At 67.3% G+C, this 26,444-nt stretch carries 31 protein-coding genes and 1 riboswitch; of the genes, 9 read left to right on the plus strand and 22 right to left on the minus strand.

Going from position 1 to position 26,444, the window contains the following annotated elements; translation table 11 throughout:
• Nucleotides 1-7: 7 nt before the first annotated feature.
• From rodA to ACQ5BL_RS24465, 6 genes are read right to left on the minus strand one after another with little or no spacing between them, the layout of a single operon-like run.
• Complete coding sequence (gene rodA, locus ACQ5BL_RS24440) at nt 8-1,111, minus strand: rod shape-determining protein RodA (protein ID WP_207884751.1); 1,104 nt, start codon at nt 1,109-1,111, stop codon at nt 8-10.
• A 44-nt stretch (nt 1,112-1,155) separates the two neighbouring features.
• On the minus strand, nt 1,156-3,045 hold the full coding sequence (gene mrdA, locus ACQ5BL_RS24445; protein WP_207884669.1) for a penicillin-binding protein 2: 1,890 nt from the start codon (nt 3,043-3,045) through the stop codon (nt 1,156-1,158).
• A 15-nt stretch (nt 3,046-3,060) separates the two neighbouring features.
• Nucleotides 3,061-3,528, minus strand: coding sequence for a 23S rRNA (pseudouridine(1915)-N(3))-methyltransferase RlmH (gene rlmH, locus ACQ5BL_RS24450; RefSeq protein WP_015475414.1), 468 nt, complete (start codon nt 3,526-3,528; stop codon nt 3,061-3,063).
• A gap of 7 nt (nt 3,529-3,535) precedes the next feature.
• The gene (rsfS, locus tag ACQ5BL_RS24455; RefSeq protein ID WP_207884671.1) at nt 3,536-3,889 is read right to left on the minus strand and encodes a ribosome silencing factor; all 354 of its coding nucleotides are present in this window, start codon (nt 3,887-3,889) and stop codon (nt 3,536-3,538) included.
• 20 nt (nt 3,890-3,909) lie between these two features.
• A complete protein-coding gene (gene nadD, locus ACQ5BL_RS24460; RefSeq protein ID WP_207884672.1) occupies nt 3,910-4,566 on the minus strand; it encodes a nicotinate-nucleotide adenylyltransferase in 657 nt (218 codons plus the stop codon).
• Nucleotides 4,566-5,831, minus strand: a complete 1,266-nt coding sequence (locus ACQ5BL_RS24465; protein WP_243805177.1) for a glutamate-5-semialdehyde dehydrogenase — start codon at nt 5,829-5,831, stop codon at nt 4,566-4,568. The genes nadD and ACQ5BL_RS24465 overlap by 1 nt, the downstream gene beginning before the upstream one ends.
• Before the next feature lie 360 nt (nt 5,832-6,191).
• Here ACQ5BL_RS24465 and ACQ5BL_RS24470 point away from each other — a divergent pair, with 360 nt between their 5' ends.
• Nucleotides 6,192-7,418 (plus strand): alpha/beta fold hydrolase, encoded by a 1,227-nt coding sequence (locus tag ACQ5BL_RS24470; protein ID WP_243805176.1) that lies wholly within the window; start codon nt 6,192-6,194, stop codon nt 7,416-7,418.
• Nucleotides 7,419-7,609: 191 nt separating this feature from the next.
• Here ACQ5BL_RS24470 and ACQ5BL_RS24475 read toward each other — a convergent pair whose 3' ends face one another.
• Nucleotides 7,610-8,464 (minus strand): class I SAM-dependent methyltransferase, encoded by an 855-nt coding sequence (locus tag ACQ5BL_RS24475; protein WP_243805175.1) that lies wholly within the window; start codon nt 8,462-8,464, stop codon nt 7,610-7,612.
• Nucleotides 8,465-8,527: 63 nt separating this feature from the next.
• Between ACQ5BL_RS24475 and ACQ5BL_RS24480 the strand changes: the two genes are divergently transcribed.
• On the plus strand, nt 8,528-9,247 hold the full coding sequence (locus ACQ5BL_RS24480; protein WP_243805174.1) for a DNA-3-methyladenine glycosylase: 720 nt from the start codon (nt 8,528-8,530) through the stop codon (nt 9,245-9,247).
• On the plus strand, nt 9,244-10,560 hold the full coding sequence (locus tag ACQ5BL_RS24485) for a bifunctional DedA family/phosphatase PAP2 family protein (RefSeq protein WP_243805173.1): 1,317 nt from the start codon (nt 9,244-9,246) through the stop codon (nt 10,558-10,560). The genes ACQ5BL_RS24480 and ACQ5BL_RS24485 overlap by 4 nt, the downstream gene beginning before the upstream one ends.
• A gap of 3 nt (nt 10,561-10,563) precedes the next feature.
• Here the strand turns inward: ACQ5BL_RS24485 and ACQ5BL_RS24490 are convergent, their stop codons facing one another.
• Complete coding sequence (locus ACQ5BL_RS24490; protein ID WP_243805172.1) at nt 10,564-11,478, minus strand: LysR family transcriptional regulator; 915 nt, start codon at nt 11,476-11,478, stop codon at nt 10,564-10,566.
• A gap of 103 nt (nt 11,479-11,581) precedes the next feature.
• Between ACQ5BL_RS24490 and ACQ5BL_RS24495 the strand changes: the two genes are divergently transcribed.
• Complete coding sequence (locus tag ACQ5BL_RS24495) at nt 11,582-11,869, plus strand: putative quinol monooxygenase (RefSeq protein ID WP_243805171.1); 288 nt, start codon at nt 11,582-11,584, stop codon at nt 11,867-11,869.
• Nucleotides 11,870-11,880: 11 nt separating this feature from the next.
• On the plus strand, nt 11,881-12,894 hold the full coding sequence (locus ACQ5BL_RS24500) for a zinc-binding alcohol dehydrogenase family protein (protein WP_243805170.1): 1,014 nt from the start codon (nt 11,881-11,883) through the stop codon (nt 12,892-12,894).
• A 102-nt stretch (nt 12,895-12,996) separates the two neighbouring features.
• Here the strand turns inward: ACQ5BL_RS24500 and ACQ5BL_RS24505 are convergent, their stop codons facing one another.
• The 13 genes from ACQ5BL_RS24505 to nrdR form a co-directional block, all read right to left on the minus strand.
• A complete protein-coding gene (locus ACQ5BL_RS24505; protein ID WP_243805169.1) occupies nt 12,997-13,803 on the minus strand; it encodes a cobalamin-binding protein in 807 nt (268 codons plus the stop codon).
• Entirely contained in the window at nt 13,803-14,219 is a 417-nt protein-coding gene (locus tag ACQ5BL_RS24510) for an MFS transporter (protein WP_243805168.1), read from the minus strand. The genes ACQ5BL_RS24505 and ACQ5BL_RS24510 overlap by 1 nt, the downstream gene beginning before the upstream one ends.
• A complete protein-coding gene (gene ribA, locus ACQ5BL_RS24515; RefSeq protein ID WP_207884683.1) occupies nt 14,216-14,845 on the minus strand; it encodes a GTP cyclohydrolase II in 630 nt (209 codons plus the stop codon). Before ribA ends, ACQ5BL_RS24510 begins: the two co-directional genes overlap by 4 nt.
• Before the next feature lie 117 nt (nt 14,846-14,962).
• Nucleotides 14,963-15,610 (minus strand): retropepsin-like aspartic protease family protein, encoded by a 648-nt coding sequence (locus ACQ5BL_RS24520; protein WP_243805167.1) that lies wholly within the window; start codon nt 15,608-15,610, stop codon nt 14,963-14,965.
• Nucleotides 15,611-15,615: 5 nt separating this feature from the next.
• Entirely contained in the window at nt 15,616-16,359 is a 744-nt protein-coding gene (locus tag ACQ5BL_RS24525) for a substrate-binding periplasmic protein (RefSeq protein WP_207884685.1), read from the minus strand.
• A 65-nt stretch (nt 16,360-16,424) separates the two neighbouring features.
• A complete protein-coding gene (locus ACQ5BL_RS24530; RefSeq protein WP_207884686.1) occupies nt 16,425-16,940 on the minus strand; it encodes a phosphatidylglycerophosphatase A family protein in 516 nt (171 codons plus the stop codon).
• Nucleotides 16,941-16,942: 2 nt separating this feature from the next.
• The gene (gene thiL / locus ACQ5BL_RS24535; RefSeq protein WP_243805166.1) at nt 16,943-17,902 is read right to left on the minus strand and encodes a thiamine-phosphate kinase; all 960 of its coding nucleotides are present in this window, start codon (nt 17,900-17,902) and stop codon (nt 16,943-16,945) included.
• A 102-nt stretch (nt 17,903-18,004) separates the two neighbouring features.
• On the minus strand, nt 18,005-18,427 hold the full coding sequence (nusB, locus tag ACQ5BL_RS24540; protein WP_243434567.1) for a transcription antitermination factor NusB: 423 nt from the start codon (nt 18,425-18,427) through the stop codon (nt 18,005-18,007).
• Nucleotides 18,428-18,477: 50 nt separating this feature from the next.
• Nucleotides 18,478-18,954, minus strand: a complete 477-nt coding sequence (gene ribH / locus ACQ5BL_RS24545; protein WP_081517125.1) for a 6,7-dimethyl-8-ribityllumazine synthase — start codon at nt 18,952-18,954, stop codon at nt 18,478-18,480.
• Nucleotides 18,955-19,184: 230 nt separating this feature from the next.
• Complete coding sequence (gene ribBA, locus ACQ5BL_RS24550; RefSeq protein ID WP_207884689.1) at nt 19,185-20,291, minus strand: bifunctional 3,4-dihydroxy-2-butanone-4-phosphate synthase/GTP cyclohydrolase II; 1,107 nt, start codon at nt 20,289-20,291, stop codon at nt 19,185-19,187.
• A 16-nt stretch (nt 20,292-20,307) separates the two neighbouring features.
• Nucleotides 20,308-20,976: a riboflavin synthase gene (locus ACQ5BL_RS24555; RefSeq protein ID WP_243805165.1), complete on the minus strand. Its 669-nt coding sequence runs from the start codon at nt 20,974-20,976 to the stop codon at nt 20,308-20,310.
• Between the two features lie 156 nt (nt 20,977-21,132).
• Nucleotides 21,133-21,295, minus strand: a riboswitch (FMN riboswitch).
• Nucleotides 21,296-21,406: 111 nt separating this feature from the next.
• Nucleotides 21,407-22,507 carry a bifunctional diaminohydroxyphosphoribosylaminopyrimidine deaminase/5-amino-6-(5-phosphoribosylamino)uracil reductase RibD gene (gene ribD, locus ACQ5BL_RS24560; RefSeq protein ID WP_243805164.1) on the minus strand — a complete coding sequence of 367 codons (1,101 nt, stop codon included), beginning with the start codon at nt 22,505-22,507 and terminating at the stop codon, nt 21,407-21,409.
• Nucleotides 22,504-22,968, minus strand: a complete 465-nt coding sequence (gene nrdR, locus ACQ5BL_RS24565) for a transcriptional regulator NrdR (protein ID WP_207884752.1) — start codon at nt 22,966-22,968, stop codon at nt 22,504-22,506. The genes ribD and nrdR overlap by 4 nt, the downstream gene beginning before the upstream one ends.
• A 139-nt stretch (nt 22,969-23,107) precedes the next feature.
• Here nrdR and ACQ5BL_RS24570 point away from each other — a divergent pair, with 139 nt between their 5' ends.
• The 3 genes from ACQ5BL_RS24570 (at nt 23,108) to trxA (ending at nt 25,294) form a co-directional block, all read left to right on the plus strand.
• Nucleotides 23,108-23,563, plus strand: coding sequence for a YbaY family lipoprotein (locus ACQ5BL_RS24570; protein ID WP_243805163.1), 456 nt, complete (start codon nt 23,108-23,110; stop codon nt 23,561-23,563).
• Nucleotides 23,560-24,216, plus strand: coding sequence for a class I SAM-dependent methyltransferase (locus ACQ5BL_RS24575; protein ID WP_243805162.1), 657 nt, complete (start codon nt 23,560-23,562; stop codon nt 24,214-24,216). Before ACQ5BL_RS24570 ends, ACQ5BL_RS24575 begins: the two co-directional genes overlap by 4 nt.
• Nucleotides 24,217-24,424: 208 nt before the next feature.
• Nucleotides 24,425-25,294 carry a thioredoxin gene (gene trxA, locus ACQ5BL_RS24580; RefSeq protein WP_243805161.1) on the plus strand — a complete coding sequence of 290 codons (870 nt, stop codon included), beginning with the start codon at nt 24,425-24,427 and terminating at the stop codon, nt 25,292-25,294.
• 91 nt (nt 25,295-25,385) lie between these two features.
• Here trxA and ACQ5BL_RS24585 read toward each other — a convergent pair whose 3' ends face one another.
• Nucleotides 25,386-25,733, minus strand: coding sequence for a hypothetical protein (locus ACQ5BL_RS24585; RefSeq protein ID WP_243805160.1), 348 nt, complete (start codon nt 25,731-25,733; stop codon nt 25,386-25,388).
• A 129-nt stretch (nt 25,734-25,862) separates the two neighbouring features.
• Here ACQ5BL_RS24585 and ACQ5BL_RS24590 point away from each other — a divergent pair, with 129 nt between their 5' ends.
• The gene (locus ACQ5BL_RS24590) at nt 25,863-26,441 is read left to right on the plus strand and encodes a DUF2796 domain-containing protein (protein ID WP_243805159.1); all 579 of its coding nucleotides are present in this window, start codon (nt 25,863-25,865) and stop codon (nt 26,439-26,441) included.
• The last annotated feature ends 3 nt before the right edge of the window (nt 26,442-26,444 follow it).

Consider the following 26,444-nt stretch of genomic DNA (forward strand, 5'->3'; position numbering starts at 1 on the left):
CTTGTCATCAAACCTGGGCGATCCACTTGCGATGGGTATGGATCGACATCAAAACCCCGAACCCTGACATCAGGGTCACCAGCGAAGTTCCGCCATAACTAATGAAAGGCAGCGGCACCCCCACCACTGGCAACAGCCCGCTGACCATACCAATGTTGACGAACACATACACGAAGAAGGTCATGGTGATGCTGCCGGCGAGCAACTTGCCGAACAGCGTCTGCGCCTGGGCGGTGATCCACAGCCCCCGGTAGATCACCAGCAGGTACAGCACCAGCAGGAGGCACACTCCGACCAGGCCGAACTCTTCGCCGAGCACGGCAATGATAAAGTCCGTGTGGCTTTCGGGCAAAAAATCCAGATGGGACTGTGTACCCAGCAGCCAGCCCTTGCCGAACACGCCGCCCGAGCCGATGGCCGCTTTCGACTGGATGATGTTCCAGCCGGTGCCCAGCGGGTCGCTCTCCGGGTCGAGGAAGGTCAGCACGCGCTGCTTCTGGTAGTCGTGCATGACGAAGTACCACATGGCCACCGCCACCGGCACCGCCGCCGACACGGCCGTGATGATCCAGCGCCAGCGCAGGCCGCCGACGAACAGCACGAAGGCGCCGGAGGCCAGCACCAGCATGGCGGTGCCCAGGTCAGGCTGCTTGAGGATCAGCACGAAGGGCACCACGATCAGTGCCAGGCCGATCAGGCTGTGCTTGAAGCCCGGCGGCAGCGAGCGCTTAGACAGGTACCAGGCGATGGTCATGGGCATCAGCAGCTTCATGAACTCCGCCGGCTGGAAGCGGATGACGCCGGGGATGTTGATCCAGCGGGTCGCGCCCATGGCGTTGTGGCCCATCACGTCCACCACCACCAGCAATGCCACGCCGATCAGGTAGCCCAGCGGCACCCAGCGCGCCAGGAAGCGCGGCTCGATCTGCGCCAGGACGAACATCGCGCCCAGGCCCAGGCCGAAGGACGAAGCCTGCTTGATCAGCAGGTCCCAGCTCTTGCCGCTGGCCGAATAGAGGACGAACAGGCCGACGGAGACCAGGGTCACCAGCAGCAGGAGCAGCAGGCCGTCGATGTGCAGACGCTGCAGCAGGCTGGAGCGCCGCTTCATCACGTCTTCGTTGGACAGCGTGCGGTCGAAATTGCCGTTCTTGGTCATGGCTTGGCTGCCTCCGCCGTGGCCTGAGGCTGGTATTCAGGTTTGAGCTTGCCGTTTTCGTCGAGCAGCCAGGCATCCATGACCTGCTTGAGCACGGGCGCGGCAACGCCGGAGCCGGACTCGCCGTTCTCCACCATCACGGCCACCGCGATCTGCGGGTTGTCCGCCGGCGCGAACCCCACGAACAGGGCGTGGTCGCGATGCCGTTCGAGGAGCTTGGAGCGGTCGTACTTCTCGCCCTGCTTGATCGCCACCACCTGCGCCGTACCGGACTTGCCGGCGATGCGGTAGACGGCGGTGGCGCCGACCTTGTGCGCGGTGCCGCGGGCGCCGTGGACCACCTGCTGCATGCCGTTGTCGACCAGACTCCAGTTGTTCGGGTCCTTGAGCAGGATGTTGGGCATCGGCTCGGGGTCCACCGGCGGCTGGCCGTCGATGGTCTTGGCCAGATGCGGACGGATCCACTTGCCCTTGTTGGCGATCAGCGATGTCATCTGCGCCAGCTGCAGCGGCGTGGCCTGCATGTAGCCCTGGCCGATCCCCAGGATCAGCGTCTCGCCGGGGAACCAGGCCTGGCGGCGCAGCGCGCGCTTCCACTGACGCGAGGGCATCAGGCCTTCAGCCTCGCCGTACATGTCCAGGGCGACGCGCTGGCCGAAGCCGAACTCGCTCATGTAGTCGTGCAGGCGGTCGATGCCGAGCTTGTGGGCCAGGTCGTAGAAGTAGGTGTCGTTGGACCGCATGATCGCGGTTTCCAGGTTCACCCAGCCGTCGCCGGTGCGGTTCCAGTTGCGGTACTTGTGGTCGTAGTTCGGCAACTGGTAGTAGCCGGGGTCGAACACGCGGGTGGCGGGCGTCACCACGCCGGCGTCGAGGCCGGCGATGGCCACCGCCGGTTTCACCGTCGAGCCCGGCGGATACAGGCCACGCAGCACGCGGTTGTAGAGCGGACGATCCTCGGAGTCGCGCAGGGCCGAGTAGTCCTTGAAGCTGATGCCGGTGACGAACAGGTTGGGGTCGTAGCTCGGCTGGCTGACCATCGCCAGCACCTCGCCGGTGGACGGCTGGATCGCCACGATGGCGCCACGGCGGCCGGCCAGGGCCTCCTCGGCCTTGGCCTGAAGCTTGCTGTCGATGCTCAGTACGATGTCGCGGCCGGACACCGGCTCGGTGCGCTTGAGCACGCGCAGCACGCGGCCACGGGCGTTGGTCTCGACTTCCTCGTAACCCACGGTGCCGTGCAGTTCGTTCTCGTAGAACTTCTCCACGCCGGTCTTGCCGATATGGTGGGTACCGGAATATGCCACCGGGTCGAGCTTCTTCAGTTCCGCCTCGTTGATCCGCCCGACGTAGCCGACCGAGTGGGCGAAGTGTTCGCCCAGCGGGTAATGGCGGACGAACTGCGCGGTAACGTCGACACCGGGCAGGCGGTACTGGTTCACCGCGATGCGGGCGATCTGCTCTTCGGAGAGCTCGAACATGATCGGCACCGGCTCGAACGGCCGGCGACCCTGCTTCATGCGCTTCTCGAAGATGGCCTGGTCTTCCTCGGTCAGACCGAGGATGTCCACCAGCGCCTTGAGCGTTTCCTGCAGGTTCTCGGTGCGCTCGCGGGTGATGGTCAGGCTGAAGCTGGGGCGGTTGTCGGCGATGATCACGCCGTTGCGGTCGAAGATCAGGCCACGGTTCGGCGGAATCGGCTGGACGTGGACGCGGTTGTTTTCCGACAGCGTCGAGTGGTAGTCGTACTGCGTCACCTGCAGGTGATACATGCGCGCCACCAGCACCAGGGCGAGCAGGAAGATCGCCACCCCGCCGACGATGACGCGGGCGCGGACCAGGCGGGCGTCCTTCTCGTGGTCCTTGAGCTGTATCGGCTGCGGCATCGAAAACGGCTACGACTACTTGTGGTAGGGGTGCCCGGACAGAACCGTCCAGGCGCGGTAGATCTGTTCGCCGACCAGGATACGCACCAGCGGGTGCGGCAGGGTCAGCGGCGACAGCGACCAGCGTTGTTCGCTGCGCGCGCAGACCTCCGGCGCCAGGCCTTCCGGCCCGCCGACCATGAGGTTGACGGTGCGCGCGTCCAGGCGCCAGCGGTCGAGCTCCTGCGCCAGCTGGGGGGTGCTCCAGGGCTTGCCTTCGACTTCGAGGGTGACGATCCGTTCCCCGGGCTGGACCTTGCTCAGCATGGCCTCGCCTTCCTGGCGGATCAGCCGCGCCACGTCGGCATTCTTGCCGCGCGTGTTCAACGGGATTTCCACCAGCTCCAGGGACAGCTCCGAGGGCAGGCGCTTGACGTACTCGGCCCAGCCCTCTTCCACCCAGCGCGGCATGCGCGAGCCCACCGCGATCAGACGCAGACGCACGGCGGACTTACTCGGCGCTGTGGTGAGCGCGGCTCTGCTCGGCGCCCTGCCACAGGCGCTCCAGGTCGTAGAACTGGCGGGTGGCCGGCTGCATGACATGGACCACGACGTTGGCGAGGTCGATCAGGACCCACTCGCCGCCTTCCTGGCCTTCGCTGCCGATGGGCTTGACGCCCTGCTCCTTGACCTTCTCCAGCACGTTGTCGGCCAGCGACTTGACCTGACGGCCGGAGCTGCCGGTGGCGATGACCATGACGTCGGTGATGCTGGTCTTCTCGCGCACGTCGATGACGGTGATGTCTTGCGCCTTGAGATCTTCCAGGGCGGCGATGGTCAGTTCGACCAGTTGTTCGGTTTGCATTGAATGACTCTCTAACTTGATCAGTGAGGGGCCTGGTACAGGCCGTGTGCCTCGATATAGTTCAACACCGCGTCCGGCACCAGGAAGCGCGCGGAGCGCCCCTGCGACAGGAGTAGGCGAATCTGGGTGGCGGAAACCGCCAGCGGCGTCTGCCAGACGAAGGTGATCTGCCCGGCCGGGCCAGCCATCGCCTTCGGGTCGGCAACACTGCGCGCCGCCAGCAGGTCGCGCAGGTCTTCCGGCGGCTCGCTGTCGGCATCCGGGCGCTGCAGCACGACGACATGGCAGTGCTCCAGCAACTCTTCCCAGCGATGCCAGGTCGGCAGGCCGCAGAATGCGTCCCAGCCGACCAGCAGGAACAACTGGTCCTGCTCATCCAGCTCCCCACGCAGCGACTCCAGGGTGTCGATGGTGTAGGAGGGTTTGTCACGTTTGAGCTCGCGGTCGTCCACCACCAGCGGCGCCACGTCGGCCACCGCCAGTTCGACCATCGCCAGCCGCTGTTCCGCGGACACCTGCGGGTTGCCACGGTGCGGCGGACGGGCGTTGGGCATCAGGCGCAGTTCGTCGAATGCGAACTGCTCGACCATCTCCACCGCGCTGCGCAGGTGGCCGATGTGCACCGGATCGAAGGTGCCGCCAAACAGGCCGATCCGCCGGGGACGCGCCTTCTTCATCAGGTGCGCACGTGCCCGTCGCCGAACACCACGTACTTCTCGCTGGTCAGGCCTTCCAGGCCGACCGGGCCGCGGGCGTGCAGCTTGTCGGTGGAGATGCCGATCTCAGCGCCCAGGCCGTACTCGAAACCATCGGCGAAGCGGGTCGAAGCGTTCACCATGACCGAGGCCGAATCCACTTCGGTCAGGAAGCGGCGGGCGTCGGTGAAGTTCTCGGTGATGATCGCGTCGGTGTGCTGCGAGCCGTAGGTGTTGATGTGCTCGATGGCCGCGGCGAGGCTGTCGACGATACGAATCGACAGGATCGGCGCGTTGTACTCGGTGCGCCAGTCTTCCTCGGTGGCTTCCAGCACGTCGGCGCCCAGCAGCGCGCGGGTGGCGGCGTCGCCGCGCAGTTCCACGCCCTTGTCGCGGTAGATGGCGGCCAGCGGCGGCAGCACGCGGTCGGCGATGCCGGTGTGCACCAGCAGCGTCTCCATGGTGTTGCACGGCGCGTAGCGCTGGGTCTTGGCGTTGTCGGCGACGCGAATGGCCTTGTCCAGGTCGGCGGCGACGTCGATGTAGACGTGGCAGATGCCGTCCAGGTGCTTGATCACCGGCACCTTGGCGTCACGGCTGATGCGCTCGATCAGGCTCTTGCCGCCACGCGGAACGATGACGTCCACATACTCGGGCATGGTGATCAGCGCGCCGACGGCGGCGCGGTCGGTGGTTTCCACTACCTGCACGGCACTCGCCGGCAGGCCGGCAGCGGCCAGGCCGGTCTGGATGCACGCAGCGATGGCCTGGTTGGAATGGATCGCCTCGGAACCACCGCGCAGGATGGTCGCATTGCCCGACTTCAGGCACAGGCTGGCGGCGTCGATGGTCACGTTGGGACGGGATTCGTAGATGATCCCGACCACGCCCAGCGGCACGCGCATCTTGCCGATCTGGATGCCGGACGGCACGTAGCGCATGTCGCGGATCTCGCCGATGGGGTCCGGCAGCGTGGCGACCTGACGCAGGCCTTCGATCATGTCGTCGATGCGCGCCGGAGTCAGGGCCAGACGGTCGAGCATGGCTGGCTCCAGGCCATTGGCGCGGCCGTTGGCCAGGTCCTTTTCGTTGGCTTCGGTCAGCTGGGCGCGGGCGGCGTCCAGGGCATCGGCAGCGGCCAGCAGGGCTTGGTTCTTCTGCGCGGCCGTGGCGCGCGCGACAACGCGCGACGCTTCACGGGCGGCGCGGCCCAGGCGGCTCATATAGTCGAGAACGGACTCGGTCATGATCTAACGCGTCTGCGTGAGGGAAATGCGCGATTATAGCGGGAGCGCGCCCTTACCGGCCAGCCGCAGCAGCCGGCCGGTAAACAGGCCGTTTCGCGCCCGTCCGGGTAACGCCGCCCCTGCGCGCCATCAGGCGCCTGGCGGCGGAACGGTGACACCCGGGCCGCTCTCCTCGCGCATCGCCCCCCGAAGGTTGGGTAAACAAATTCGTATCCACTGTTTACTTTGCTCAGGGCCTGCAGTCGTTTCGCATCGGCCTCGCCTGAACGGCTGCAGGCCCTGGTGCGAAATGCCCCCGTGCCTCCATCACACGGCGCCAGGGAAGAACAACAAGAGGCGGCCCACCGCCGGAGAACTGCCATGCGCTACCGCACCGATTACAGCGCCCAGACGCTGACCGCCGCCCCGGCGGTGCTCGACCTGGACGGTTGGCAACTGCACTACCAGGCCTTCTCCTCGCGGGAAGACGATCCCCGCCCGCCCGTGCTGCTGCTGGGCGGCGCGTTCCAGAGCTTCCGTTCCTTCGCCAGCGAGGTCTCCGAACTGCTCGCCGGGCACTCGGTGATCCTGCTCGACCTGCCCAGCCAGGGCGGCAACCTGCAACTGGCGCCGCAGCTGAGCCTGGAAGATCTGGCCGACCTGATCGCCGCCTTCGCCGAAACCCTGCAACTGCCGCCGCTGATGCCCATCGGCCTGTCCTACGGCTCGGCGCTGGCGGCGCTGTTCGCCGCGCGCCATCCCCGGCGCTGCGCGCGCCTGCTGCTGGCCGGCATCACCGCCTTCGGCCGCCCCGGCGCCCGCGCGCTGCTGGAGGAAGCCCTGGCGCGCCTGGAGCTGGGCGAGCAGGAACCCTTCGCCCACGGCGTGCTGACCGGCCTGATCAACCCGCTGCGCCTGGCCGATACCGGCGTTTCCCCGGTGTTCCGCAAGGCCCTGCTACGCCAGTTGCAGCGCCTGACCCCGGCGGAAATCGAGCGCTACCGGCAGAACAGCCAGCGCCTGCTGGCGTTCGGCGGCTTCGATCGCCACCCGCAGTGCCCGACCCTGGTGCTGGCCGGCGAGTACGACCATTTCACCCAGCCGTGGGAGCACGCCGAGTTCGCCCATGCCTGTGCGGACGCGCAATTCGCGTTGATCCACAATGCCGACCACCTGGCCCAGTTCGAGCGCCGCGATGCCTGTGCGCGGCTGTATAACCCCTTCCTGCGCGGTGAGCCGCTGCCGCGCAGTGCGGCGGGTAGTACGCGCTTCCAGCGCCAGCAGCTGCTGCATCTGGAGCGCCGCTTCGAGCCGCGCCTGGCGCCGGCAGACACCCGCGCCGTGCTACGTAATGGCAGCGGTGGCGAATGGCGCTGTGAACTCGCGGAACTGGGGTATTTCGGCGGGCTGATCCATGTTGATCTGCCGGCCGATCGCCCCATGCGGGGCTGGAAGCTCGCCGCCGCCGGACTGCCGGAGCTGGACATCCTGCCGCTGCGTCGCACGGCCGACGGCCTGGCCTTCATCTTTGCCCATGGCGACCCGCAGGCCAGTGCGGCGCTGGCGGCGATGATCGTGCCGATGCAACAGGGAGCGTGTGCGGCTTGATGGTTCGTCGCTCGGGCTGCCCTCACCCCTACCCTCTCCCAGAGGGAGAGGGGGCCGTTCGGAGCGACCCGGGAACCCTGATGTTCCGCTTGCTGCCATGTCAGTCCCCTCTCCCTTGGGGAGAGGGTTAGGGTGAGGGGTTTTGGTCCACGTAGAACCCGCCCGTAACGCGCAAGCACTTGAGGAATCGATTAAACCCGCGCCTCGATCACCCGCACCAGACTCGGCATCCGTCCCTTCGGCAAGCCCAGCCCCGCGCCTTCCACCTGCGGATCGAGCACGCCCACCCGGCCAAAACCACAACCGATGAACGCCTGCTCGATCTCGTCAGCACTGCGGTAATGCAGCGGATAACCACCCCGCGTCAGCCGCCCGATCAGCCCCACGCCCCAGCGAATCTGTCGGTAACGCGGATGCTCGCGCAGGTCGGGATAGAGCTCGGTCAGGTAGGTCGCCTCCGGGAATACCCGCAGCGCCTCCGCCAGCCGTCGCCAGAAGCCCTCGATCACCGGCCGCTGAAAATAGTTCACCAGGCCCTCGGTGATCACCACCACCGGGCGCCCCGGATCGAGCCCGGCCAGCAAGGCTCCCAGGCTCTGCTCCCCCTGTTCGGCGAGGATATCCACAGGGCGGACGCGGTGCTGGCCGTCCAGCCAGCCCTGCTCCTCCAGCAGCGCCGACTTGCGCGCGGCCATGGGCGGCAGGTCGGCCTCAAGGTAGGTGAGCTGTGGATAACGCTGGCGGAAGCGCCGACCACGGGGCGACAACCCGCAGGCGATCTCCACCACCTGGGTGACCCCGCGCTGCTCGATGGCCTGGGTCAGCCGCGCATCGATCAGCAGGTGACGTTGCAGCAGGAAGTCTTCGATGTTCAGCCCGAAACCGATGCGCGCGCCCCAGTTGATCGGCGCCACGCAGCCGTGCACCCAGCGGCCGAAGGTCGTGGCGAAGGCCGGATCGGCCAGTTGGTGACGGAACCAGACGTAGCCGGTGTAGTGCGCGCTGGGGGTGATGTGGGCACTGTCGGCCCGGACGCGTTCAGTCATGGTTAAGATTCTTGTTGTTATCATTCCCCAGCCTAAGACCGGCTCTCCTGGCCCGACAATCCGATGCCCGACGAACCCAACCTAAGTTTGCCCTGGCCCGACGCCAATCCCCTGCCGGATACCTTCTTCAACCGCGACGCGCTCACCGTCGCCCGCGAACTGCTGGGCAAGGTGATCCGCCACCGGGTCGGCGAGCTCTGGCTGTCCGCGCGGATCATCGAGACCGAGGCCTATTACCTCGCGGAAAAAGGCAGCCACGCCTCCCTCGGCTACACCGAGAAGCGCAAGGCACTGTTCCTCGACGGCGGGCACATCTACATGTACTACGCGCGCGGCGGCGACTCGTTGAACTTCAGCGCCGGCGGCGCCGGCAACGCGGTGCTGATCAAGTCCGGGCATCCGTGGATGGACCGCATCTCCGGCGATGACGCCCTGGCCCGCATGCGCCAACTCAACCCGGCCACCGACGGCAGCGAGCGCCCGATCGGCAAGCTCTGCGCCGGCCAGACCCTGCTCTGCCGCGCCATGGGCCTGAAGGTCCCGGACTGGGACGCCCGACGCTTCGACCCGCAGCGGCTGTTCGTCGACGACCTCGGCGAGCATCCCGCGCAAGTCATCCAGGCCGCGCGCCTGGGCATTCCCCATGGACGCGACGAACACCTGCAATACCGTTTCGTCGATGCCGCCTTCGCCCCCTTCTGCACGCGCAACCCGCTGCGCCGCGGGCAGGTCGAAGGACGCGACTACCACCTGCTCGGAACCCAGGACGAATCCCACCGATGATCGACCTTGCCGCCTTCAACACCTGGATGGCCACCCACCCGCAATGGCTCGCCGGGGTCCTGTTCCTCGTCGCCTTCCTCGAATGCGCCGCGATCATTGGCATCATCCTGCCCGGCGTGGTGATGCTCTTCGCCATCGCCGTGCTGGCCGGCAGCGGCATCCTCGGCCTGGGCGAGACCCTGGCGCTGGCGTTCTTCGGCGGCCTGCTGGGCGATGTCTCGTCCTACTGGATCGGCCGCCACTTCCACCAGGACATCCGCCGCCTGCCGGTGCTGCGCCATCACCCGGAATGGCTGGCCGGTGCCGAAGGCTTCTTCGCCCGCTACGGCGTCGCCAGCCTGCTGGTGGGCCGCTTCATCGGTGCCCTGCGGCCGTTCCTGCCGATGATCGCCGGGATGCTCGATATGCCCTTCGGCCGCTTCCTCGCCGTCTCGGTGGTGGCCGCGGCCGGCTGGTCCATCGCCTACCTGGTGCCCGGCTGGGCCACCGGCGCGGCCATGCGCCTGCCGCTGCCGGAAGGCTTCTGGGCGGAGGCCGGGGTGGTCGCCGCCTGCATCGCCACCGTCTTCGCCCTGATCCTCCACGCCGAACTGCGCAGGGAGCGCAACGCGCCGCTGATCGGCGCCCTCGGCTGCTTCGCCCTGCTGATCGCCATGCTGATCGGCTGGCCGTACCTGGACGCCCTCGACAAGGGACTGATGACACTGGTGCAGGAGCATCGCCAAGCCTGGCTGGACGAGGTGATGGTGGCCGTCACCCGGGTCGGCGACTTCCGCACCCAGTTCATCGCCGGCGCCCTGCTCGCCCTCCTCCTCGCCCTGCTGCGCCTGTGGCGCCATGCGATCTTCGCCGCCGCCACCCTGATCGGCACGGCGCTGCTGAACGGCACCCTCAAGCACCTCTTCAGCCGCGCCCGCCCCGAGGTGATCGCCGACCCGCTCTCCGCCTTCAGCATGCCCAGCGGCCACGCCTCGGCGTCCTTCGCCTTCTTCCTGGTACTCGGCGTGCTGGCCAGCCGCGAGAAAAGCCCCCGCGTGCGCCTGACCTGGATGTTGCTGGCGGTCATCCCGGCAGCGTTCATCTCCATCTCGCGGGTCTACCTGGGCGCCCATTGGCCCAGCGACATCATCGCCGGCGCCCTGCTCGGCGCCTCGGTGTGCGCCGCGTGCCTGTGGCTGAGCCAGCGGCGCCTGGAGCTGCCGGCCCTGGCGCCGCGCATCTGGTGGAGCCTGCTGCCGGCGGCCATGGTGCTGCTGGCAGTGGCCAGCGCCTGGGGACTGTCAGCGGCTATCCACCGCTACGCGCCGCTCTGACGCCTACGCCCAGGGGCACCCACGCATCAGTTCCGCGCAGCGCAGCTGGACGAACTCCCGCAGTTGGGTCACCGCCCGGCTGAGCTGGGCGCGGTGGGTGCAGAACAGGTTCATCGGCGTGGCCTCGCCCAGGTAGTCCGCCAGCGCCACTTCCAGCCGGCCGGCGCGCACGTCGGCCGCCACGTCCAGCCAGGACTTGTACACCAGCCCCTGCCCCGCCACGGCCCAGCGCCGCACCACGTCGGCGTCGTCGCAAAGACGGTCGCCGCGCACCGTCACCTCGTGCTGCCTGCGGCTGTCGCTGAAGCGCCAGCGCTCGTGGGCGCGCCCTCCCAGCATGTAGAGCAGGCAATTGTGCTTTTGCAGTTCGTCCGGGTGGGTCGGCTTGCCGTGGCGGGCGAAGTACTCCGGCGCACCGCAGAGCACCCGGCGGTTGTCCGGGGCCAACGGCAGCGCCACCAGATTCGAGTCGCCCGGCAGCCCAAGGCGGAAGGCCACGTCCACCGGCTGGCGGTAGAGATCGGCCTGGCGGTCGCTGATCAGCAGGCGCAGGCTCATCCGCGGGTGCAACGCCTGGAACTCGTCGAGCCAGGGCAGCAGCACGTTGCGGCCGAAGTCCGACGGCGCGGAAACCTGGAAGTTGCCGGCGATTTCGCTCTTGCCGCCGGCCAGCAGTTGGCGTCCGTCGTCCAGGCTCTGCAACGCGGCGCGGGCGTGGGCCAGGTACAGCTCGCCCTCGGCGGTCAGGCGCAGGCTGCGGGTGGAGCGGGCGAACAGGCGCACGTCCAGCTCGCTTTCCAGGCGCTTGAGCGCCGCGCTGGCCACCGCCGGCGACAATTCCAGCTCGCGGGCGGCGGCGGAGAGGCTGCCGCGCTCGGCGGTGCGGACGAAGATCTGCAAGTCGTCGAAACGCAGCATTTTCAAAATTCCTTTGAAAGAGCCTCTCTACTTACGCGGTTTTTCTTGCCGGCGAAAGAGAGCAGCATGCCCTCACCTTCCCCGCCCCACTGGAGAAACCCGGATGAGCCTGACCCTGATCGCCATCATTCGCGCCAAGCCCGGCCGCGCCGACAGCCTGCAACAGCGCCTGCACGCCATGCTCGCGCCATCCCGCGCCGAAGCTGGCTGCCTGCAGTACGACCTGCACCGCGACATCAAGGACGCCGACCTGATCTACATGATCGAGCAATGGCGCGATGACGAAGCCCTGGCCGAACACGAGGCCAGCCCGCACTTCCAGGCCTTCGTGAAGGCCGTCGAACCTGACCTTGCGGAACTCGATATCCGCCTGATGAACCGTATCGATTGAAGGACTGCCCCATGAAAGCCATCGGCTACACCCAGAGCCTGCCCAGCAGCGACCCGAACGCCCTGCTCGACATCGAATTGCCGGAACCGACGCCCGGCCCGCGCGACCTGCTGGTGGACGTGCGCGCCATCTCCGTCAACCCGGTGGACACCAAGGTGCGCCAGCGCGCCCAGCCCGCCGAAGGCCAGTACAAGGTGCTCGGTTGGGACGCCGCCGGTGTGGTCCGCGCGGTGGGCAGCGAAGTCAGCCTGTTCAAGCCGGGCGACAAGGTCTGGTACGCCGGCGACCTGACCCGCCCCGGCAGCAACGCCGAGCTGCAGCTGGTGGACGAGCGCATCGTCGGCCCGATGCCGCAGAGCCTGGACTTCGCCCATGCCGCCGCCCTGCCGCTGACCACCATCACCGCCTGGGAACTGCTGTTCGACCGCCTGCAGGTGGCCGAGGGCAACGCCAGCGCCGGGCAGGGCCTGCTGATCGTCGGCGCCGCCGGCGGCGTCGGTTCGATCCTTACCCAACTGGCGCGCCAGCTCACCGGCATGACCGTGATCGGCACCGCCTCGCGCCCGGAAACCCAGGAGTGGGTACGCAACCTCGGTGCGCACCATGTGATCGATCACCGCAAACCGCTGAGCGAGGAACTCAAGCGCATCGGGGTCGGCGAAGTCACCCACGTCGCGAGCCTCAACCAGACCGAGCAGCACCTGGCCGAGATCGTTGCCAGCCTGCGCCCGCAGGGCCGCCTGGCGCTGATCGACGACCCGGAGAAGCTGGATGTGCGCCTGCTCAAGCAGAAGAGCCTGTCGCTGCATTGGGAGTTCATGTACACCCGCTCGATGTTCCAGACCGACGACATGATCGAGCAGCACAAGCTGCTGCAGCGCGTGGCCGGGCTGATCGACAGCGGCGTGCTGAAGACCACCCTGGGCGAGCACTTCGGCCGGATCGACGCGGCCAACCTGCGCCGCGCCCATGCGCTGCTGGAGAGCAACACGGCCAAGGGCAAGATCGTGCTGGAGGGGTTCTAAGCCAGGTGCGCCCATCGGCTTTGTTCGCGAGCACGCTCGCTCCTACGAAGAGCGCACCGGCGCAGACCTGTAGGAGCGAGCTTGCTCGCGAACCGGCCCGGTTCAGTCCGCGACCTTGGCCCCCGCCAGCAACCGGCAGAGCTTCTCGGTGGCATCGAGCATGGCGTAGCTCGGCCGCTCCAGGTTCTTGTCGGGGATCGGCCAGAGCTGGCCCAGGCGGGTGGCGGTCAGTTGCGGCATCTGCGTCCAGGATTGCAGTTCGGCATGGCTGCCGCCCAGGATCACCTCCGGATCGCGCGCCAGCACGGCCTCCTGGCTGACCTGCGGCGCCGGCAGGCTGAGGTCGGCGAACAGGTTGCGGCCGCCGCACACGCCCAGCGCATCGCTGATGATCTGGTTACCGCCCAGCGTGTACAGCGGACGGTTCCAGACCTGATAGAACACCTTCAGCGGCCGCTCCCGCCGGTACTGGCTACGCAGCGCCTGCAAGCGCTCCTCGAACTGCCGCGCCAGGGCCTGCCCCTGCTCCTGCCGCCCCAGGCGCTCGCCCAGATCGCGCAATTGCCGCGCGACATCGTCCAGGCGATGGGGATCGGCGAGATAGACGGGAATACCGAAGGATTTCAGCTGGGCCAGTTGCGCGTCCGGCACCGCGCCCGGCCAGACCAGCAAGAGGTCGGGGCGCAGGGCCAGCACCTGCTCCAGGTTCACCTGGCCGTAGCGCCCCACCGAAGCCAGGCCATCCAGTCCCGGCGGACGCGGCCCGCCGTCGAGCACGCCAACCAGCCGGTCGGCCGCGCCCAGTTCGAGCACCATGTCGGTCAGGGAAGGCGCCAGGCTGACCACCCGCTCCGCGGCCGCCAACGGCAAGGCCAGCAGCAGCGTGAGCAGGCAGAGAATGCGGCGCATCAGACGAGCTGGCGGGGAATACGGTACAGCCAGAGGATGACCAGGCTGGCCAGCCCCAACAGCAGGACGGCCACGCCGCTCAGATTGACCAGCACCGCCAGGGCGCCAATCCAGGCCGGCAGGCTGCCGACCAGTACACCACGGCGTTGCGCGGCGCCCAGCGCCTGCCAGGCCGCCGGCTCGTCAGCCGTGTCGCGGGCATTCTGCGCAGCGACCAGCGCACGCTTGTAGCCACGGAACAGCGGCAGGGTGAGGAACATCGAGATCAGACCGGCTACGAAAGCCGGCGTGGCCAGCGCTTCCGGCCAGCCCGTTTCACCCGCCAGCGCCAGCAACAGGTGCTGCGGCGCCAGCGCGAGGGCCAGCAACAGCCACCAGATCAGATTCAGCCGGCGCCGGGCGACGGCGCGGTTCACGAAGCGGAAACCTCGGCCTCGGCTTCGCCCTGGTGCATGTTGCCCAGCATGTGGCCGAGCTTGCCGGCCTTGGTCGCCAGGTAGCGCTTGTTGTGCGGGTTCAGGCCCTTCTGCAGCGGCACGCGCTCGGCGACGGTCAGGCCGTAGCCTTCCAGTGCTTTCACCTTGCGCGGGTTGTTGGTCATCAGCTTCAGCGAGCAGACGCCCAGGTGCTTGAGCATCGGCAGGCACATCGCGTAGTCGCGCTGGTCGGCGCCAAAGCCCAGGGCCAGGTTGGCTTCCACGGTGTCCGCCCCCTCGTCCTGCAGGGCATAGGCGCGGATCTTGTTGAGCAGGCCGATGCCGCGGCCTTCCTGACGCAGGTACAGCAGCACGCCGCGACCTTCCTTGGCGATGGCGGCGAGCGCGCCTTCGAGCTGGAAACCGCAGTCGCAGCGCAGGCTGAACAGCGCGTCGCCCGTGAGGCACTCGGAATGCAGACGCCCCAGCGCCGGCTGGCCGTCGTCGAGCTGGCCCATGGTCAGGGCGACGTGTTCCTTGCCGGTTTCCTCATCGAGGAAACCATGCATGGTGAACTCGCCGAAGGGGGTGGGCAGCTTGGAGGCGGCGACGAAAACGACAGACACCGGAAACTCCTGAAAGATTTATCTATGGAAGGAGGACCGGCATTGTAGCAGCAGCGCCGGCCGCACCGTCATTGCGAATTCTGCAAGATAAGCATCGACGCTATCGATGGAAGCGCCTCAGTGCTTGGCCTGGATGTACATCATGCCCTGGTCTTCACGCCAGCCGACGCGGTTTAGATAGCTCATACCGAGCAGGATTTCGGTGGGGAACTCACCTTCCAGCACCACCGCCTCGACGCCCAGCACCTCAACGCCACCGAGCTTCACGCTGTTGAGCGAAATACGCCATCCCTTGGCCGTACCACTGGCGGTGGACGCCATCATCGGCGTGCCAACGGCGCGGTAGTCGATGCCCAGGCGGCGCGCCTGGCCTTCGTTCATCGCCACGGTGGTGGCGCCGGTATCCACCAGGAACTGCGCACTCTGGTGGTTGATGGTGCCGGAAACCCAGTAATGGCCGCCGGTGCCGCGGGCGATGCTCATTTCGGTGCGTGCCGCCGGTGCCGAATAGCCCTCGCCGTTGTACTCGCGCTCCAGCTCGTAGGTTTGCTCCGCGCCACCGACACGCAGCACCGCCTTGTGGGCATCGGCACTGACCAACTGGACACCATCCGGACCGGTCTGCCCCACCTTGAGCAGTTTGCGCTGGCCATCGATGTTGAGCACCGCAGCTCCTGGGAACAGCCCCACCACCCGCACCTGGGGCGCAGCCAGCGCCAGCGCGGAACAGAGGGAGAGGCACAAGAGCAGGAACAGACGCGGCATCACGATCACTCCTTGGGTGGCAGCAGCGGCTTGAGTGGGGCATAGGGCCAATCCCAGCGGGCGAACAGGCGCTCCAGCTCACCAGTGCGGTAGAGCACCTGCATGCGCGCATCGAACAGACGCGCGAGCGCGCGGCCACGTTCGTTGTTGGCAAAGCCAAGATACAGCGGAATCGAGGCGACTTCGGTGATCCGGTAGGCGCTGGCATCGACGCCCTTGCCCTGAAGCATCTCCTCGAGCTCGGGGCGGGCATCGATGAAATAGTCGATCCGCCGGCTGTCGAGCATCGGCAGTGCAGAGCTGCGACGCTGCAACTCGTTGCGCTGGCTTACGTGCTCCAGGTAACGGTCGAAGGAATAACCGCGCATCCAGGCCAGGCGGTAGCGGTCCAGGTCCACCGGCTTCGGTACCGGCGACGCCTTGAGCCCCAGCGCGCCGATCGGGTCGACGTCGAAAGGCCAGCGCGGGTAGATCACATTGCTGATTTCATCGCGATAGGCACCGACCCAGGCATCTGCCTCGCCACGCTGCACCAGTCCGACCGAGCGCACATAGGGCTCGCTGCGCGGGACCAGGCGCACGCCCTCCGGCTCGTACAGGGCGCGCAGCAGGTCCCAGGCCAGCCCGCGACCATCGGCCTGGGTGTAGTTGGCCCACGCCTCGCTGGCGACGCGGATTTCAGTGGGCGGAGCATCAGCCAATGCCGGCAACCACCACAGCATGCAGAGCAGGCACAGCAGTCGGCGCATCGATCGTCCTCAGAGCCTGTTTCCAACGCAGCATGGGCAAGCGCAGGCAGACATCGGACCGGCCCTCAGATCAGCCAGCGGGCCCAGCCCCATGTCAGCCCCTGCATCACCAGCCAGGCGAATACGCCGGCCAGCACATCGTCCAGCATGATGCCCACGCCGCCATGGACGTTGCGGTCGATCCAACTGATCGGCCAGGGCTTGGAGATATCGACGATGCGGAACACCACGAAACCCACCAGCAACCACCACCAACCCTCCGGCACCAGCCAGAGGGTGATCCACATGCCGACCATCTCGTCCCAGACGATCCCTTCGTGGTCGTGCACGCGCAGATCGTCCGCGACCCTGCCGCACAGCCAGAAACCGAACAGCATGGTCACGCCCAGCATCAGCCAATACCCCCAGTCCGGGAGCATCTGCCACAGCGGTATGAAGGGTAGCGCAACCAGCGAACCCCAGGTGCCGGGCGCCTTGGGCAAGGTGCCGGAACCGAAGCCGAAGGCCAGGAAATGCCAGGGGTTGCTCCACACCGAATGGGGCACGGGCTGCGCGGGAGCCTGGTTGGGGTGTTCTGTCACGGTCACTCCATGAAATGCAGGTAGCCGCCCTGGCGCGGCGTGATATCGGTGCCCTGCCCGTCCAGCACGCGGACACCGGAGCCGGCCTCCACCCTACCGACCACGCGCAGGGTCGGCCAGTTCGCCGAAAGTGCCGGCAGATGCTCGGCAGGCAGGGTAAAGGCAAGCACGTAGTCATCGCCGGCGCCCAGCTTGAGCTGCTGTGCGCGCTCGGCGCCCAGCAAGGCTTCCAGCGCGGGACTCTCGGGCAGTTTGTCGGCTTCGACGATGAGCGCCACGCCCGAAGCGCAGGCGATGTGCCCGCAGTCGGCGAGCAGCCCGTCGGAAATATCCAGCGCCGCCGTGGCCTTGCCGCGCAGCGCCTGACCAAAGGCCAATTGCGGCTGCGGCGACCAGTAGCGCGCCAGCAGCGGCTCGGCGATGGCCGCCTCGGCGGTCAGCTCGCCCAGCACCAGTGGCAGGGCACCGCCCGCCTCGCCCAACGCACCGCCAACGCAAAGCAGGTCGCCCGGCCGCGCACCGGCACGGGTGATCGCCTGCCCGGCGGGCACGCCGCCGAACACGGTGATCGTCATGGACAGCGGGCCGCGGGTGGTGTCGCCGCCGATCAGCGCCATGGCGCATTCCTGAGCCTTCAGGTTCAGGCCGCGGGCGAAACCCTCCAGCCAGGCCGGATCGGCCTCGGGCAGGGTCAGGGCAAGGGTGAAGCCGATGGGCGATGCACCCATGGCCGCCAGGTCGCTGGCGGATACCGCCAGGGCTCGCTGGCCGAGCAGGAAGGGATCGCAGACGGCCGGAAAATGCACGCCGACGACCAGGGTATCGGTAGAGATCGCCAGCTGTTCGCCGGCTTTTGGCGCCAGCAGCGCGCAGTCATCGCCGATCCCCAAGGCCACTGCCTCGCCACCGGCCGCACAGGCGGCCGAGGCGAAGTAGCGACGGATCAGCTCGAACTCACCCATGCTCAGAACCTGTTCAGGATCTGAAGCGGGAGGCCGTCAGCGGAACGTAGAGCAGCGCATGGATTCCGATCACGGTCTCGCAGTAGGAGCATGGACAGGTTCTCAGCGCTTGGCGCCACGCAGTTCCGCTGCGCGCAGGCGCGGAGCGAGCTTGTCCAGCACACCGTTGACGAACTTGTGTCCGTCGGTGGCGCCAAAGGTCTTGGCCAGCTCGATGCCTTCGTTGATCACTACCTTGTACGGCACGTCCAGGCGGTTGCGCAGCTCGTAGGTGGCCAGGCGCAGGATGGCCAGTTCCACCGGGTCGATCTCTTCCAGCGCACGGTCCAGGCAAGGGGTGAATTCCTTGTCCAGATCGCTCTTCAGGCGCGGCACGCCGTGCAGGATCTCGTGGAAATAGGCGCCGTCGACATCGCTGAAGTCGTTATCGACGCGGAAAGCCGCTTCGATCTCGTTGAGCGGCTGGCCCGCCATCTGCCAGGAATACAGGGCCTGCACCGCGAGGCTGCGGGCCTTGCGACGCATGGCGATCTTGTTCGGCTTGGCGGGCTTTGCCGGAGTGCCGCTGTCCTGGCTCACTTGGCCTCCAGCTGCGACAGCAGGCTCACCATTTCCAGGGCGGACAGGGCAGCTTCGGCGCCTTTGTTGCCGGCCTTGGTGCCGGAGCGCTCGATGGCTTGTTCAATGGAGTCGACGGTCAGCACGCCGAAGGCGACCGGCACGCCGAACTGCAGGGAAACCTGCGCCAGGCCCTTGGTGCACTCACCGGCTACGTATTCGAAGTGCGGGGTGCCGCCACGGATCACCGCGCCGAGGGCGATGATGGCGTCGAACTCGCCGCGCTGGGCGACTTTCTGGGCTACCAGCGGGATTTCGAAGGCACCCGGGGCGCGGATCACGGTGATTTCGCTCTGGGCGACGCCGTGGCGAACCAGCGCGTCGATGGCGCCTTCCACCAGGCTTTCCACCACGAAGCTGTTGAAGCGGCCAACCACCAGGGCAAAGCGGCCTTTGGGGGCGATGAAGGTACCTTCGATGGTCTTCAGGGTCATGGGCAGGTCTCGTCTGTTAAAGAGCCGGAACGTTCAGTAACGCTCCGCAAATAGGGTAGAAGAACGGCACCGCCGTGCCAGGGCACGGCGGCGGGGTTCATTCGGATAGTCCTGAGCACATCGCGAGGGCAGGCCTGGCATGTACGGAATCGCCGGAAACACGCAGTTTACTGGAGTAAACGAGCATTTCGAGGCGATTCCCAACGCGGCCCGACCAAGCGCAGCCGCGATCAGTGCTGCCCGTCAGCGGGCAGGTATTCTACAACTTCCAGGTCGAAACCGGATATCGCGTTGAAGCGCATCGGCGCCGACATCAGGCGCATCTTGCGTACACCCAGGTCGCGCAGGATCTGCGAACCGGCACCCACGGTGCTGTAGGTGGTGGTCGGCTTCTGCACCGGCGCGTGGGCGTTGGTGATCTCGCGAACGTGCGCCAGCAGGTCTTCGCCGCCGACCTGGTGGCCGAGCAGCAGGACCACGCCGGTGCCGGCCTCGGCCACCTTGGCCATGGCCGCGCGCAGGCTCCAGCGGCCCGCCTGGTTGACCATCAGCAGGTCGCGCAGCGGGTCGGGGTTATGCACACGTACCAGGGTCGGCTCTTCCGGGCAGACGTTGCCCAGGGTCAGCGCCAGGTGCACGTCGCCTTCCACGGAGTCGCGGTAGGTGATCAGGTTGAACTGGCCCAGTTCGGTGTCCAGCTTCTGCTCGGAGAGGCGCTCGACGGTGCGCTCGTGGATCAGGCGGTAGTGGATCAGGTCAGCGATGGTGCCGATCTTGATGCCGTGCTGCTGGGCGAACTCTTCCAGTTCCGGGCGACGGGCCATGGTGCCGTCGTCGTTCATGATCTCGCAGATCACACCGGACGGCTCGAAGCCCGCCATGCGCGACAGGTCGCAGGCCGCTTCGGTGTGACCGGCGCGGGCCAGCACACCGCCCGGCTGAGCCATCAGCGGGAAGATGTGACCGGGGCTGACGATGTCGGCGGCGACGGCGTTCTTGGCGGCGGCGGCCTGCACGGTGCGGGCGCGGTCAGCGGCGGAGATGCCGGTGGTGACGCCTTCGGCGGCCTCGATGGAGACGGTGAACTTGGTGCCGAAACCGGAACCGTTGCGCTGCACCATCAACGGCAGGCCGAGGCGTTCGCAGCGTTCGCGGGTCATCGGCATGCAGATCAGGCCACGGGCGAAGCGCGCCATGAAGTTGATGTCTTCGGTGCGGACGCACTCGGAGGCGATGATCAGGTCGCCTTCGTTCTCGCGGTCCTCGTCATCCATGAGGATGACCATCTTGCCCTGACGCATGTCGTCGAGCAGTTCTTCAATGCTGTTGAGTGCCATACGGGGACAAGCCTTATCAGTGTTTCAGAAAGCCGTTTTCGGCCAGGAATGCTTCGGTGATGCCGCCAGCGCCGGCAGCGGGTTCGGCGGCCTTGTCGCCCAGCAGCAGGCGCTCCAGGTAGCGCGCCAGCAGGTCCACCTCGAGGTTGACCAGGCGACCGGCGCGGTAGTCGGCCATGATGGTTTCCTGCACGGTGTGCGGGACGATGGTCAGCTCGAACTCGGCGCCATTGACTGCGTTGACCGTCAGGCTGGTGCCGTCCACGGTGATCGAGCCCTTGAGCGCGATGTACTTGGCCAGCTCGCGCGGCGCGCGCACGGTGAACTGGATGGCGCGGGCGTTTTCCTCGCGCTTGACGATCTCGCCGACGCCGTCGACGTGGCCGCTGACCAGGTGGCCCCCCAGGCGGGTGGTCGGGGTCAGGGCCTTTTCCAGGTTCACCCGGCTGCCGATCTTGAGCTGCGCGAAGGCGGTGCGCGCCAGGGTCTCGCGGCTGACGTCGGCCCAGAAGCCGTCGCCGGGCAGCTCGACGGCGGTCAGGCAGATGCCGTTGACCGCGATGCTGTCGCCGAGCTTGACGTCGGCGAGGTCGAGCTTGCCGGTCTTCACGTACAGACGGACGTCACCGCCCTTGGGAGTGATGGCGGCGATGCTGCCGATGGATTCGATTATGCCGGTGAACATGGGGCCTCCCACACGGCGAAGGCGGCTGGCCGGCAGGCCCGCGATGCCAACTGGGAACGATGTTGCATGGTGGCGAACTCCTGTTTTGGTTAGAAAACAGGGCGTATCGGATCGAAGGGATTTCGCGGACGTGCGCAGGCACGCCCCGTTGGCTCATCCCGTTCTCTCTTCATCCGGACTGTTACCGTCGGCCCCGGAATCACACCGGGTCTGCTGACCTTGCCCTTGCGGCGAACCGGTCCGGGCAAGCGCTCGCGGGCTAGGCGTATTGCACGCCATTACCGCCGGTGGGGACTTGCACCCCGCCCTGAGAACGTCAATCGCGGTCGTTTACAACGTCAACCGCGTGTGGCGTTTTACCACAGGCGGGCACAAGTCGGAAGGTTCTGTTTATTCCGCCCCCGTATTCGCCGGGTGGCGAACGCGGAGATCAGCGCGGGCGCGCCGTGACCAGCCAGTCGTCGCCCACCGCGCGGATGTCGCTGATCTTCAGCTCGCGGGATTGCGCCATGCGTTCCAGCGGCAGCTCCAGCAGCGGACGCGCGGAGGAGCCGAGCAGCTTGGGCGCCATGAAGATGCAGTATTCGTCGACCAGCCCCTGGCGGGCGAAGGCGCCGGCCAGGCGCGGGCCGGCTTCCACCAGCACCTCGTTGACGCCACGGCGGCCCAGTTCGGCCATCAGCGCAGGCAGATCGACCTGGCCGTCAGCGCCGGCCAGGACCAGCAATTCGTGGCCGGCCTCGGCGTAGCCCGGGGCTTGCCGCGTGCTGACCACCAGCGCCGGCCCCGCCTGGAAGAAAGCCGCGCTGAGCGGCACCCGCAGACGGCCGTCGATCAGTACGCGCAGCGGCGGGCGGCGCATCGCCAGCTCGCTCTGCTCGGCATCCAGCCCGAGTTCGGCGCGGCGGACCGTCAGCCGTGCATCGTCCATCAACACGGTATCGGCGCCGGAGAGCACGACGCTCGACTGCGCACGCAACCGCTGCACAACCCGACGCGCCGCCGGACCGGTGATCCACTGGCTCTCGCCGCTGGCCATCGCGGTGCGGCCGTCCAGGCTCATCGCGAGCTTCACACGGACGAACGGCAGGCCGGTCTCCATGCGTTTGAGAAAGCCCTGGTTCAGCGCGCGCGCTTCGCTCTCCAGCACGCCGGAACGCACCTCGATACCCGCCTCGGCAATACGCTTCATGCCGCTGCCGGCTACCTGCGGATTGGGGTCCTGCATGGCGGCCACGACCCGAGCCACGCCGGCCTTCACCAGCGCATCGGCGCAGGGCGGCGTACGGCCAAAGTGGCTGCAGGGTTCCAGGGTGACATAGGCGGTGGCGCCACGCGCCTTGTCGCCGGCCTGGCGCAGGGCGTGGACCTCGGCATGCGGCTCACCGGCGCGCACGTGCCAGCCTTCGCCGACCACTTCGCCTTCACGCACGATGACGCAGCCCACACGAGGATTGGGATGGGTGGAGTACCAGCCCTTGCGCGCCAGCTCGATGGCGCGGGCCATCCAGAACTCATCCAGCGCTCTCATTCCTTGGACGGCTCACGGGCCAGGCGCTCGATTTCCTCGCGGAACTCGTTGAGGTCCTGGAAGCGGCGGTACACCGAGGCGAAGCGGATGTAGGCGACTTCATCGAGCTTCTGCAGCTCGGCCATCACCAGCTCCCCCAGCACCCGCGACTTCACCTCGCGCTCACCGGTGGCGCGCAGCTTGTGCTTGATGTGCGCCAGCGCCTCCTCCAGCCGTTCGATGCTCACCGGGCGCTTCTCCAGCGCGCGTTGCATGCCGGCACGCAGCTTGTCCTCGTCGAACGGCTGACGGCTGCCGTCCTGCTTGATCAGGCGCGGCATGACCAGTTCGGCGGTCTCGAAGGTGGTGAAGCGCTCGCCGCAGTTCAGGCATTCGCGGCGACGGCGGACCTGATCGCCTTCGGCGACCAGCCGCGAATCGATGACTTTGGTGTCGTGGGCGCCGCAGAAGGGACAATGCATGGCGGGTCTTGTACGAATGAGGGAAAGGCTCATGGTAGCGCATCGCTCCGCCGATGAAACCCTGGCTCCCCCGAGACAAGCCGAACGCTTTAGGCTATACAGGCGCCCGCCTGGAAATGTGCCGCGATGGAGTCCGCCCATGTCCGCCCGTCTTCTCTGCCTGTCCCTGATCGCCCTGCTCGCTGCCTGCTCCAGCGACAAGCCGGCACCTGCCCCGCAGGCTCCGCAATCCGCGCCCGCCCGCGCTGCAGCGGCCGAATCCCCCATACCGGCCAACATGCGCGCGCTGAGCGGCCAGCTCAGCAGCCGCCAGGGCTACCTGCCCGCCGGCGGTGAAGTGGAACTGGCGCTGCTGGTGATCGATGAGCGCGACCGCCCGCAGCAGTTGCTCTCCAGCGAGAAGCTGATCGCCACCGGCCAGGCGCTGCCCTTCCGCCTGGTGTTCAACCCGCAGTCCTTCCCAAGCGGCGCCCGCGTCGAGCTGCACGCCCGCGTCTCGCAGTCTGGCCAGCTCGCCTGGCGCCTGCCGCCGGTACGCATCACCCAGCCGGAGACCCTGGCCCTCGGCGAGCTGCGCCTGGAGCGCGCGCCGTGACCGCGCCGCTGCCACTGCAGCAAGCTCTGAGCGAACTGCTGGGCGATGCCCGCCTGGTCGCCGAGCGCCTGCCCGGCACCGACATCGAGCTCTGGCTGATCGACGCGCAGAACATGGATCGCGCTTTCAGCCCGGACGAGACCCGGCGCATCCTCGAAGACCCGCCCTACTGGTGCTTCTGCTGGGCCAGCGGACTGGTGCTGGCGCACTGGCTGGCCGAAAAGCCGGAATGGGTGCGCGGCAAGCGCGTGCTGGATTTCGGCGCGGGCTCCGGCATCGCCGCCATCGCCGCCGCGAAAGCCGGCGCCGCCGAAGTGGTGGCCTGCGACCTCGACCCGCTGGCACTGCTGGCGTGCCGCGCCAATGCCGAGCTGAACGGGGTCGAGCTGAGTTACTCGGACGATTTCTTCAAGGAAGCGGATCGATTCGACCTGATCATCGTCGCCGACGTGCTCTACGACCGCGCCAACCTGCCGCTGCTGGACGAGTTCCTCAGCCGTGGCCGCGAAGCCCTGGTGGCCGACTCGCGGGTGCGCGACTTCAGTCATCCGCTGTACCAGCGCCTGGGAGTTCTCGAAGGCTGCACCTGGCCGGACCTGGCCGAGCCGGCCGAATTCCGCCATGTCAGCCTGTATCACGCCACACGCGGATAACGCCGCCGTGGTGGGTCGAGCGATCGCGGACGAAGTCCGCTCCTACGCGTGTCCTTGCGCCGCGCTCACCGGTTACGTAGGAGCGGACTCCGTCCGCGATGGTTTTCCGCCCACACCACCGCCTGGCCGGACTGGGTTGTTTCCGTTCCAGAGCGCCCCCACTTATAGTGGCAATCACCCTCATCGCCCCACTCGCCCGAGATTCCCCATGAGCGATACGCCCTACATCTTCGACGCCAGCATCGCCAACTTCGATCAGGTCGTCATCGAGAACTCCTTCCACAAGCCGGTCCTGGTGGACTTCTGGGCCGACTGGTGCGCCCCGTGCAAGGCATTGATGCCGCTGCTGGCGCAGATCACCGAGTCCTACCAGGGCGAGTTGCTGCTGGCCAAGGTCAACTGCGACATCGAGCAGGACATCGTGATGCGCTTCGGCATCCGCAGCCTGCCCACCGTGGTGCTGTTCAAGGATGGCCAGCCGGTGGACGGCTTCGCCGGCGCGCAGCCCGAATCGGCGATCCGCCAGATGCTCGAACAGCACGTACAGCCCCCGGCTCCGGCCGCCGCCGACCCGATGGAAGCCGCGCAAGCCGCCTTCAACGAAGGCCGCTTCGCCGAAGCCGAGGCCCAGCTCAAGGCCCTGCTGGGCGAAGACAACACCAACGCCGCCGCGCTGATCCTCTACGCCCGCTGCCTCGCCGAGCGCGGCGAGTTGGGTGAAGCCGAGACCGTGCTCGGCGCGGTGAAGAGCGACGAGCACAAGCAGGCGCTGGCCGCCGCCAAGGCCCAGCTGACCTTCCTGCGCCAGGCCGCCGACCTGCCGGACGCCGCCGCGCTGAAGACCCGCCTGGCCGCCGATGCCAACGACGACGAAGCCACCTACCAGCTGGCCGTCCAGCAACTGGCCCGCCAGCAGTACGAGGCAGCGATGGACGGCCTGCTCAAGCTGTTCGTGCGCAATCGCAGCTACGGCGAAGACCTGCCGCGCAAGACGCTGGTCCAGGTGTTCGACCTGCTGGGCAATGATCACCCGCTGGTGATTGCCTACCGCCGCAAGCTGGCGAACGTGTTGTACTGATCACCGCACCGTCGCGCTCGCGGCGGCCATACCTGTAGGAGCGGGCCATGCCCGCGATCGCGCCCATGGGGCGCTCCTACAGGGAACTCGGTCATTCCCCTTCGACCCAGCTGAATACCTGCACGCCCTCGCGTACCTCGATCTTCACCTTCGGGCTATGGCGCAGGCGCACCAGCAATCCCTTCGCCGCCCCTGCACCGCCGGCCAACGCCTCCAGCTCCCCCAGCAATTGCGGACCTTCCGTGCGGCCACTGCGACGCAGCAGGTCCTGCGCAGCCATCCACAGTTGATCGGCCGGACCGCTCGCTGCCGGCACTGGCGCAACAGGCGCCACGGCAGCAGCCGGCAGGTTCTGCGCCAGCCGCGCCCAGTCGGCGTCATCCATTTCCACGGTCAGGTCCACCGGCCAGTCGCCGATGGTGCCCTTGATTCTCAGCATCGCCCTTCTCCTCGCGGCCTTTCGCGCATGCTCCCACGGCGCGGCTATCGCGCCAAACGAACGCTAAGCTGGCTTTAATAATTCATCTGTTATAACGTAACAAAATCATTCATCAGACCGGAGTTTCCCATGCGCCCTCTGCTCCTCGCTGTCGCCCTGCTGCCCCTCGCCGCCCAAGCCAATGACGAACATGAACACGGCAGCCTCGGCAAGCACGAGCATGGCGTCGCCCAGCTCAACGTCGCCCTCGACGGCAAGACCCTGGAACTGGAGATGGATAGCCCGGCGATGAACTTCGTCGGCTTCGAGCACGCCGCCACCAGCGATGCCGACAAGGCCACGGTCGCCGCCGTGCAGGCCCAGCTCAAGCAGCCGCTGCAACTGCTCGCCCTGCCCGCCTCGGCCCAGTGCAGCGTGCAGTCGGTGGAACTCTCCAGCCCGCTGTTCGGCGACGCGCCCAAGGCCGAAGAGGATCATGACCACGAGCATGCCGACGGCGACCACGACGAGCACGAAGGTCATCAGCACGCCGACATCGATGCCCACTACCAGCTGACCTGCGCCCAGCCGCAGGACCTTGCCGGCGTGGATTTCGCGCCGCTGTTCAAACGTTTCCCGGCCACTCAGAAAATCCAGGTACAACTGATCAGCCCGAACGGCCAGAAGGGTGCAGAATTGACCGCCGCCACCCCGACCCTGAACTTCTGATTG

The organism is Pseudomonas sp. B1-22, from assembly GCF_050474425.1.
Taxonomy (GTDB): domain Bacteria; phylum Pseudomonadota; class Gammaproteobacteria; order Pseudomonadales; family Pseudomonadaceae; genus Pseudomonas.